Source organism: Novosphingobium sp. (genome assembly GCF_049240505.1).
Classification (GTDB): domain Bacteria; phylum Pseudomonadota; class Alphaproteobacteria; order Sphingomonadales; family Sphingomonadaceae; genus Novosphingobium.
This window is the reverse complement of the sequence record NZ_JBMLSM010000175.1, coordinates 1-9,498: the sequence shown is the minus strand read 5'-3', so window position 1 is coordinate 9,498 and position 9,498 is coordinate 1. Positions and strand designations below refer to the sequence as shown.

At 62.0% G+C, this 9,498-nt stretch carries 9 protein-coding genes; 6 read left to right on the top strand and 3 right to left on the bottom strand.

Annotation, left to right across the window (positions count from 1 at the left end; all coding sequences use genetic code 11):
* The coding region (locus ACOVQ0_RS14250; protein WP_421885676.1) for a formyltransferase family protein at positions 1 to 792 on the top strand (792 nt) is incomplete at its 5' end.
* A 7-nt stretch (positions 793 to 799) separates the two neighbouring features.
* Entirely contained in the window at positions 800 to 1,936 is a 1,137-nt protein-coding gene (locus tag ACOVQ0_RS14245) for an MFS transporter (RefSeq protein WP_421885675.1), read from the top strand.
* A 40-nt stretch (positions 1,937 to 1,976) separates the two neighbouring features.
* Here the strand turns inward: ACOVQ0_RS14245 and ACOVQ0_RS14240 are convergent, their stop codons facing one another.
* The 3 genes from ACOVQ0_RS14240 to ndk form a co-directional block, all read right to left on the bottom strand.
* On the bottom strand, positions 1,977 to 2,222 hold the full coding sequence (locus ACOVQ0_RS14240) for a hypothetical protein (protein ID WP_421885673.1): 246 nt from the start codon (positions 2,220 to 2,222) through the stop codon (positions 1,977 to 1,979).
* Positions 2,223 to 2,325: 103 nt separating this feature from the next.
* Positions 2,326 to 4,635, bottom strand: coding sequence for a TonB-dependent receptor (locus tag ACOVQ0_RS14235; protein ID WP_421885671.1), 2,310 nt, complete (start codon positions 4,633 to 4,635; stop codon positions 2,326 to 2,328).
* Between the two features lie 364 nt (positions 4,636 to 4,999).
* Positions 5,000 to 5,422 carry a nucleoside-diphosphate kinase gene (gene ndk / locus ACOVQ0_RS14230; RefSeq protein ID WP_305616089.1) on the bottom strand — a complete coding sequence of 141 codons (423 nt, stop codon included), beginning with the start codon at positions 5,420 to 5,422 and terminating at the stop codon, positions 5,000 to 5,002.
* A 174-nt stretch (positions 5,423 to 5,596) separates the two neighbouring features.
* On the opposite strand from ndk, the gene ACOVQ0_RS14225 reads away from it, so the two are divergent.
* From ACOVQ0_RS14225 to ACOVQ0_RS14210, 4 genes are all read left to right on the top strand, one after another.
* Positions 5,597 to 6,514: an SDR family NAD(P)-dependent oxidoreductase gene (locus tag ACOVQ0_RS14225; protein ID WP_421885668.1), complete on the top strand. Its 918-nt coding sequence runs from the start codon at positions 5,597 to 5,599 to the stop codon at positions 6,512 to 6,514.
* Between the two features lie 12 nt (positions 6,515 to 6,526).
* Positions 6,527 to 7,711: an acyl-CoA dehydrogenase family protein gene (locus tag ACOVQ0_RS14220; protein ID WP_421885666.1), complete on the top strand. Its 1,185-nt coding sequence runs from the start codon at positions 6,527 to 6,529 to the stop codon at positions 7,709 to 7,711.
* A gap of 4 nt (positions 7,712 to 7,715) precedes the next feature.
* Complete coding sequence (locus tag ACOVQ0_RS14215; RefSeq protein ID WP_421885663.1) at positions 7,716 to 8,948, top strand: CoA transferase; 1,233 nt, start codon at positions 7,716 to 7,718, stop codon at positions 8,946 to 8,948.
* Positions 8,945 to 9,498: beta-ketoacyl synthase N-terminal-like domain-containing protein (locus ACOVQ0_RS14210; protein ID WP_421885660.1), on the top strand; the 554-nt coding region annotated here is incomplete at its 3' end. The genes ACOVQ0_RS14215 and ACOVQ0_RS14210, both read left to right, overlap by 4 nt.

Below are 9,498 nucleotides of genomic sequence, written 5' to 3'. Positions count from 1 at the left end.
AAGGCCGAAGGCGTGCCCACGTTCGCCCTGCCCCACAAAGGCATCCCGCGCGCCGAGCATGACGCGCTGATGGAAGCCGAAGTGCTGAAATCGGGCGCACGGTATATTGCGCTGGCGGGCTACATGCGCATTCTCAGCCCCGAATTCGTGGGTCGCTGGGAAGGCCGGATGCTCAACATCCACCCCTCACTTCTGCCCAAATACAAAGGGTTGCACACCCACGACCGCGCGATCGAAGCGGGCGACAGCCACGGTGGTTGCACGGTCCATCTGGTCACCGCCGAACTGGATGATGGCCCGATCCTCGGCCAGACGCCGGTGGCGATCATTCCCGGCGACACCGGCGACAGCCTCGCCGCGCGCGTGCTCTTTGCCGAACACCAGCTCTATTCGCGCACCCTCGCCGCCTTCGTCGCGCGGGAAAACAGCGCGGAATGGCTGCTGGACAAGGTTCGCTCGCTTGCCGCCGCCTTGCCAGAAGTGGAAGAGCGCGAAAGCCACGGCTCCCCCGGCTGGCGCGTTGGCGGCAAATATTTCGCTTATTTCAACGATCAGCACCACGGCACGCCGCATATCGCGCTGCTGGTGAAAACCAGCGGGCAGGATGAACTTTCCGCGCTGATCGAACAGGATGAGGACACTTGGTTCCGCCCCGCCTATTATGGCGCAAGTGGTTGGGCTGGCTTGATTCTCAACCGCCCGGACGTCGACTGGGATCACGCCGCAGACTGGCTGCGCCGCAGTTGGGCCGCCGTCGCCCCGCGCCGCCTTGCCGCAATGATGGAATTCTAGGGAAATCATGGGCTTGACCACGATCCGCCGCATCTACGCGCACGCGGGACTGCAATCGTTTGTAGAGGCAAGCGGCGGCCTTTTCGTCGTCGGCTTCCTCGTGAAACAAGGGCTTAGCCCCTCCTTCGCGCTGGCGAGTTTTGCGCTCGTTTTGCTCTCGCGCTTCGCCCTGCGCACCGCCGTCCTGCCCCTCGCCCATCGATACGGGTTGCGCAGCGTGTTGTTGCTCGGCGTGCTGATCCGCGCAGTCTCGTACATAATGTTGCCATTTGTCAGCGGGTTAGGCCCAATGCTGGTGGCCTATATCCTCGTGTCGGGCCTTGGCAGCGTCCTCTACTGGACCGGTTACCACGCCTATGTTTCCGCCGCTGGAGACAATGCCGCGATGGGGCGGCAGGTTTCGATCCAGCAGGCGGTAACCGCCACGGTCGGAATCGTCGCGCCGGTCGCTGGTGGATTCTTGCTTGGCTGGGCCGGGCCAATGGCTGGCTTTACAATTATCGCTCTAATTCAATTGCTTGCCGCCGCCCCACTGCTCAGCGCGCCCAATCCTGCGATCGATCCCAGCAGCCGCGCCGATCCCGCCATCGTCCGCTTCGGGCGGCGCGTCTATTTTGCAGAAGGGCTGCAATCGGGCAGCGGCATGGTTGTGTGGAACCTCGCGCTGTTCGTAACCCTCGGGCAGAGCTTCGAAAATTTCGGCGGTGCGCTTGCGCTGGCGGGCCTTGGCGCAGCGGCGGGGAGCCTGCTGATCGGCAAGTTGATCGATGGTGGCCACGCCAACCACTCGCTCACCCTCGCCTATGGCCTTGGCGCAATAGTCATTGGAATCAAGGCCTTGGCATGGGAACTTCCCCTCCCCGCCCTCGTTGCCACCGCACTCGGCGCACTGGTAACGCCGATGCTCGCCACTGCAATGCTATCGCCGCTCTATGCGATGGCGCAGCGGTCGCAATGCACGCTGCGGTTCAACATGGCGACCGAAGGCGGCTGGGATCTTGGCTGTTCGACTGCCGCGCTGGTCGCCGCTGCGATCCTCCACATGGGTTTCGGGTACACCCTGCCCATCCTCCTCGGCCTTGGCGCGATAGGGGCTATCTGGTGGGGCCTTGCGCAGTGGTACAGGCAACCCAGCGTCACCTAGGTGCAGTTAGGTGCATCTAGGTGCACTTCAGGATTGCCCATTAAATCTGACTGGAATCGACCTGCGGACGGCTTTCCCGCGTGGCGCGATAACGCACCGACGCATCACTGGGATCACCCGCGATCACCACGAAATCCTGATGCACTTCAAGCAGTTCGCCCACGAAGGGCATATCCTGAAACATCGGGTTTCCAACGATCCGGTAAGATACCGTGTCCCCCACTTTGAACGTCTGCGCATCGAAATTGAATTCGAACGGACAATCTTCGCCACCCATCCCCTGCATCCGAATCTCCTTTAAGCGCACGCTTAACAAAAAGGGCCGCCGGAGTGAACCGGCGGCCCGATGAGGTTCCCTTTACTCCCCGGACGGAGAGTAGCGGGGTGGATCAGAATTCGTAGCCGAGCGTCACGCCATAAGTGCGCGGCGGCATCAGCGTGCCACCGATGGTGCGGCTGGTGGCCACGGCATAGCTGCCCGCCCAGACCAGTTCGTTGGTCAGGTTGCGTACCCACAGGTTGATCGAGGTCTTGTCGTCCGAGTGGCGGTACTTCACGTTCGCATCGACCATCACATAGCCATCGGCGGCCATGCGGTCGTCGTTGAACTCGGTGTGGTACTGCTTCGAACGATAGGACACGTTGGTGGCCAGCGTCACGCTTGCACCGCTCGAAAGATCGGCGGTGTAGGCAGGGTTGAAGTTCAGCGTCCACTTCGGCGACATGCGCGTGGCATTGCCCGAAAGATCTTCGTCGGGAATTGAAGAACCGCCGGGGCCGAACAGTGCGGCGTTCAGCGGGTTCTTCGAGAAGAACTTGGTGAACTCCGAATCCAGATAAGCTGCCGAAGCATCGATCGACAGGCCATCGACCGGGCGCCAACGCAGTTCGAACTCTGCACCATAGGCGCGCGATTCTGCTGCGTTTTCAAGCGCGCTGGCGAAGAACGGCGGGTTGGGGATCGGGAAAGTCCGCTGGAACTGCCCGTTCTTGAGCTTCTGGTAGAACACCGCAAGGTTGGTCTGCACGCCACCTGCGCTGTACTTGATGCCGCCTTCGAAAGCTTCGACCTTTTCAGGGTTCACGAAGGGCGTGGTGGCAGTGGCCGAACGGCGCGAACCGATTTCGGCGGTGCCCGACTTAAAGCCGCGCGACCAGTTGAAATAGGCCATCACATCGTCGTTCGGGCGGAATTCCACACCCAGCGAGGGCGAGAAATCGTCCCACGTCTTGGACGTGTTCCACTGCAGCGGATCAAGCACGAAGCCGGTGGCGGCAGTGCCGATACCGCTGTTGTTCTGGATCTTGCGCTTTTCCCACGAATAGCGGCCACCGGCCTTGACCGAGAACTGATCGGTCAGATCATAGGTCAGGTTGGCGAAGACCGCCCAGGTTTCCACATCGAGCTTGCCATCGAACTGCACGCGGTAGGGATCGGTGTTGGTCAGCACATCGAAGCCGATGTGGTTTTCAACGCGGATCTTTTCCTTGAGATAGAAGCCCGCGAACACGGCGTGCAGCTTGTCGGTATCGACGTTGGCCTGCAGTTCCTGGCTGAACTGGTGCTGGAAAACCGGCTGCCAGTGGTTCGCGCTGGTCTGCACCGCATTGGTCTGCGCCAGACGATAGCCGAGATAGGACGACATGTCGAAATCGTGGAAGAAGATCGCGCGGAAATTGCGATACGTCGTCAACGACTTGAGCGAAACGACATCCGATGCGGCATAGTCCATGATGCCGGTGAAGGCATACTGCTTGCGATCGTTGATCGGATCGAAGTTCGTGTTCAGGTTACGCACGTTGCTGGCGAAAGCGGCGCGGCTGCCATCGGCATTGGTACGCTGACCCAGCGCGGTAAGGCTGGGCGTAGTGGTGCCGGGGAACGACACTTCGCGGAACTTCACCGCAAGCGAACGATCATCTTCGGTGTGGAGTTCGCCGGTCAGCAGGATCGAGAGCTTGTCGGTCGGCAGGAACTGCAGGTGACCGCGCACCGACCACTGGTTGGCGTTGTCGATCTCGTTACCGGTAAATTCGTTGATGCCGAAGCCATCACGCTTGATGCGCTGCACCGCCAGACGCGCACGCACGCCTTCGGTGAGCGAACCGCTGACAGCAGCGTCCGTCTGGATCAGCAGGGCATCGCCACCGATGGTCTGGCGGACATAGCCGCTGAGGTCTTCGGTAGGCTTGGCCGTGATCAGGTTGACCGCACCGCCGGTGGCATTGCGGCCATAGAGCGTGCCCTGTGGCCCGCGCAGCACTTCGACGCGTTCAAGATCGAACATCGAGCCAAGCTGCGCCTGCGCGAGGCTGACAACCACGCCATCGACGTGCAGCGCGACCGAAGGATCGACACCCGGAAGCGAGCTGGACAGGCCGATGCCGCGAATGAACAGCTTGGCGAAGTTGAAATCGTTGCCGAAGCTGATCGACGGCACGAGAGCCTGCAGGCCTTCGAGGTTGACCGTGTTGTTGGCGGCAAGCTGTTCGGTGCCGACAGCGGCAACCGAAAGCGACACGTCCGACAGCGACTGCGCGCGCTTCTGCGCGGTGACGATGATTTCGCCGCCAGCGGTTTCTTCAGCAGCTTGTTCGGCGGCATCCTGGGCGAAAGCAGGCTGCGAGAGTGCAAAAGCAGCGGCAGCAACAAGGCTGGTGCGCGCGAGCAGGCGCGCGGATGCGCGAGTGGTAAGCATCAGGTATCCTCCCTGAAGGGCCGGTTTTCGGCCCAGCGTCCCCACAAAAATGGGACGATCTTTAGTTAGCAGTCGTATGCGGTGCCTACAATTATTGTTATCCCGGATAACAAGCGATTTGCAACGGAGCGTTGCAAGGAGGCAACATTGGCATTTGGTCGGTGTTGCGGGGGCAAACGACAGGTCGGAAACCCTCCCCGCTGCGACTAACTTCGCCTTTGGCTCAATAAGTCTCGCTCCCCTCCCTTAAGGGAGGGGCCGGGGGTGGGTTTACGGCCGGTGTGTTTGCACCCTGGGTAATCGCCAACGAAAAAAGCCGGAGCATTGCTGCCCCGGCCTTTTTGCCGTCAACGTGATCGGATGATCAGCCGACGATTTCTTCGGGCTTGAAGAAATAGGCGATTTCGATCGCTGCGTTCTCGTCCGAATCCGAACCGTGAACCGAGTTTGCTTCGATCGATTCAGCCAGTTCCTTGCGGATCGTGCCGGGTTCGGCGTTGGCGGGGTTCGTCGCGCCCATGATGTCGCGGTTGCGCTGCATGGCGTTCTCGCCTTCGAGAACCTGCACGACCACCGGACCGGAAATCATGAATTCAACCAGTTCGCCAAAGAACGGGCGTTCGCGGTGAACGGCGTAGAAGCCTTCGGCCTGTTCACGGCTCATGTGGATGCGCTTGGACGCGACAACGCGCAGGCCCGCTTCTTCCAGCATCTTGGTGACTGCACCGGTCAGGTTGCGGCGCGTGGCATCGGGCTTGATGATCGAGAAGGTGCGGGTAACCGCCATCGGACGTTCCTTGCAATTTATGGGGATTTCTTTGCGCGCGCCCCTAGCCCGGTTTGCCGGGCACCGCAAGGTGCGCTGCACAATGCACTGGCCCAAGAAAATCGCTGCGGACGGTTGCAGTTTTTAATCGCTTGATTAACGTTCGCGTAAAGCATGAGCGGTTTGGAGATTCGGATGGCCGGGGTTCTGGAAGGCAAAGTCGTTGCCGTGACCGGTGCGGGGCGCGGGATCGGGCGCGAAATCGCCCTGCTCTGCGCGCGCGAAGGCGCAGCGGTGGTGGTCAACGATCCCGGCGTGGCGCAGGCTGGCGATGGCGGCGATGGCGACCCCGCGCAGACCACGGCGGACGATATCATGGCGGCGGGCGGCAGGGCATGGGCCAATCTTGCCAGCGTGGCCGATCCGGTGGGTGCGGCCAGCATCGTGGAAGATGCGGTGCAGCGCTTTGGCCGGATCGATGCGGTGGTGAACAACGCAGGCATCCTGCGCGACACGATCTGGCACAAGATGTCCTATGAAGATTGGACCAGCGTCATTGATGTCAACCTGACCGGGGCGTTCAACGTATCGAAGGCGGCAACGCCCTATTTCCGTGAACAGGCTTCGGGCAGCTTCATCCACTTTACCTCCACCAGCGGGCTGATCGGCAACGTGGGGCAAGCGAACTATTCGGCGGCTAAGCTGGGGCTGGTGGCGCTGTCGCAATCCATCGCGCTGGACATGGCACGTTGGGGCGTGCGGTCAAACTGCATTGCGCCATTCGCGTGGAGCCGGATGACCGCTTCGATCCCCGCCGAAACACCTGAGCAGAAGCAGCGCGTGGCGCGGTTGCAGACGATGAGCGCGGACAAGATCGCGCCCCTGGTGGCCTATCTTGCGTCGGACCTTTCGGCAGAGGTGACCAATCAGGTGTTCTCGGTCCGCAAGAACGAGATCCTGCTGTTCAACAAGCCGCGCCCGGTGCGATCTATGGTCAAGCTGGAAGGCTGGACGCCCGCCGCGATAGCCGAGGAACTGATCCCTGCGTTCAAGCCCGCCTTTGCGCGCGCTGACGAAGTTTCGGCGCACGTTTTCCCTTACGATCCAGTCTGAGGAACTTCTGCGATGACCACTGTAAATCCCGGAATGGACCCGGAAGTGTTCGATCAGTTTATCGAGCAACTGCATCGTTATGTGCGAGAGCGGCTGATCCCGGCAGAAGAAGAGGTCATCGCCAATGACCGCATCCCGGACGACATTCTCGACGAGATGCGTGATATGGGCCTGTTCGGCATCACCATCCCCGAAGAATTCGGCGGGGCCGGCATGAACATCAGCCAATACATCACCACGGTGATGCACATGGCCTATGCCTCGCCCGCCTACCGCTCGACGGTATCGATCAACATCGGCATGACGGGGAGCGCGATCAAGAACTTCGGCACGGCAGAGCAGAAGGCGGAATGGCTGCCGCGCATTGCCAGCGGCGAAATCGCGTGTTTCGGCCTGACCGAGCCGGGATCGGGATCGGACAGCGCCGCGATGCAGACCACCGCCGTGCGCGATGGCAACGGATATCGGCTGAACGGCACCAAGCGCTACATCACCAACAGTCCGAGCGCAAAGATCGGGCTGATCATGGCGCGCACATCGAAAGAGGCGCTGCCCAAGAACGCGCACGTATCGGCCTTTATCGTCGACATGACGACGCCGGGCATAACGGTGGGCAAGCCCGACAAGAAGATGGGGCAATCGGGCGCGCATATCGCCGATGTGATCATGGAGGACGTGCACATTCCCGGATCGGCACTGGTCGGCGGCGAGGAAGGGCGCGGCTTCCAGATCGCGATGCAGAGCCTTGATAACGGGCGACTTTCCGTGGCGGGCATGGGCGTGGGCATGGGGCGCCGCGCACTCGACACTGCAATCCGCTATGCCACCGAGCGCAAGGCTTTTGGCGAGGCGATCGCCAATTTCCAGTTGATCCAGGCCATGCTGGCCGACAGCGAGGCCGAACTCTATGCTGCCGAATGCATGGTGGCAGATGCCTGCGCCCGCGCCGACCGGGGCGAGAACATCCAGCGCAAGGCCGCTGCGGCAAAGCTGTTTGCATCGGAAGCCTGCGGGCGCGTGGTGGACCGCTGCGTTCAGGTGTTCGGCGGCGCGGGCTATCTGGCTGAATATCCGGCCGAGCGCTTCTTCCGCGATGCGCGCATCCTGCGGATTTACGAAGGCACCAGCCAGATCATGCAGTTGCAGATCGCCAAGCACCTGCTGCGCGAATTCGCCAGCGAAGGGACGGTCTGGTAATCCTATGTACCAGTTGCTGAGCGGCCTTTCGATCGTCGAGGTTTCGTCCTTCGTCGCATCCCCCACAGCGGGCCTCTATTGCGCGCAGATGGGGGCGGAAGTGATCCGCATCGACGACAAGCGCGGCGGGCTGGACTATCGCCGCTACATGATGACGCGCGAGGGGCGCTCGCTTTCATGGGAGAACCTCAACCGCGCGAAGAAGAGCGTGGCGATCGATCTGCAGACGGCAGAGGGCCGCGATTTGGCGGTCTTGCTGGCGCAGAAGACGGGTCAGGTCATCACCAACCTTCCGGTGGACAGCTTCATGGCGCACGACCGGATCGCGGCAGGGCGGCCCGATCTGGTTTCGGTGCGGATCATGGGGTGGCACGATGGGCGGCAGGCGATGGACTTCACGGTCAATGCTGCATCAGGCTATCCGCTGATGACCGGACCTGAGGCATGGGATCAGGAAACGGCGCAACCAGTAAACCAAATCCTGCCCGCTTGGGATTTCATCACCGGTGCCTATTGCGCCTTCGCGCTGCTGGCTGGGCTGCGCCACCGCGATGCGACCGGACAGGGTAGCGAACTGCGCGTGCCGCTGGGCGATGTAGCCATAGGCACGGCGTTCAACGCCGGGGCCGCAGCGGAAATGCTCTATCGCAGGGGTGACCGCGAACGCATTGGCAATGCCATCTGGGGCGCATTCGGGCGCGATTTCCGCAGCCGGGATGGCACGCGCTTCATGGTCGCCGCGCTGACGCCGAAGCAGTGGAAGGCCACCGTGGAAGCCTTTGACCTTGGCGATGCGGTGGCGGGGCTGGAAGCGGAACTGGGCGTCAGCTTCCTGGCCAGCGACCATTGGCGCTTCGTTCATCGGCAGCGGCTGTTCGATCTGTTCCAGCAGGCGGCGGAACAGTTCGACTATGCCGATCTTGCCGCGCGGCTGACGCAGGCCGGGGCGACATTCGAACACTATCGCACCATGCATGAAATGGCGCGCGATCCTGAACTGGTGACCGGCAACCCGCTGTTCGGCCCCTCGCCCGCCAACCCCAGCGGCTTTGCCTATCCCGCGCCGCGCAGCTTTGCCCATATCCCGGATCGAGAGGCGGGCGACCCGCTGCCCGCGCCATACCTCGGCCAGCATAGTGAAGAGGTGCTGGCCGAACGACTGGGCATGTCATCGGGCCAGATTGCCGCGTTGATCGATCGCGGCGTGGTGGCCGCTTCAGATAAGGACAAGATATGACTTTACGTCGCGCCGCCATCGTGGCCCCCATCCGCACCGCTGTGGGCAAGTTCGGCGGCGCGCTTTCCGCGCTGACCGCAGGCGAACTGGGCGCGGTGATCCTTAAAGCGCTGATGGAGCGCACGCAGATCGATCCGGCGCGCGTGGACGACGTGATCTTTGCGCAAGGATACGGGAACGGTGAAGCGCCGTGCATTTCGCACTGGTCCTGGTTGCTGGCAGGCCTGCCGGAGCAGGTTCCGGGTTACCAGCTTGACCGACGCTGCGGATCCGGGCTGCAGGCCATCGTAAATGCGGCAATGATGGTGCAGACCGGGGTATCCGACGTGGTGGTAGCAGGCGGCGTGGAGTCCATGTCGAACGTGGAGCACTACACCACCGACGTTCGCAAGGGCGTGCGTGCGGGCGGGCTGATGCTGCATGACCGGCTTTCGCGCGGACGGGTGATGAGCCAGCCGGTCGAGCGCTATGGCGTTATCAGCGGGATGATCGAGACGGCGGAGAATCTGGCGAAGGACTTCGGCATCAGCCGCGAGGCTTGCGATGCCTA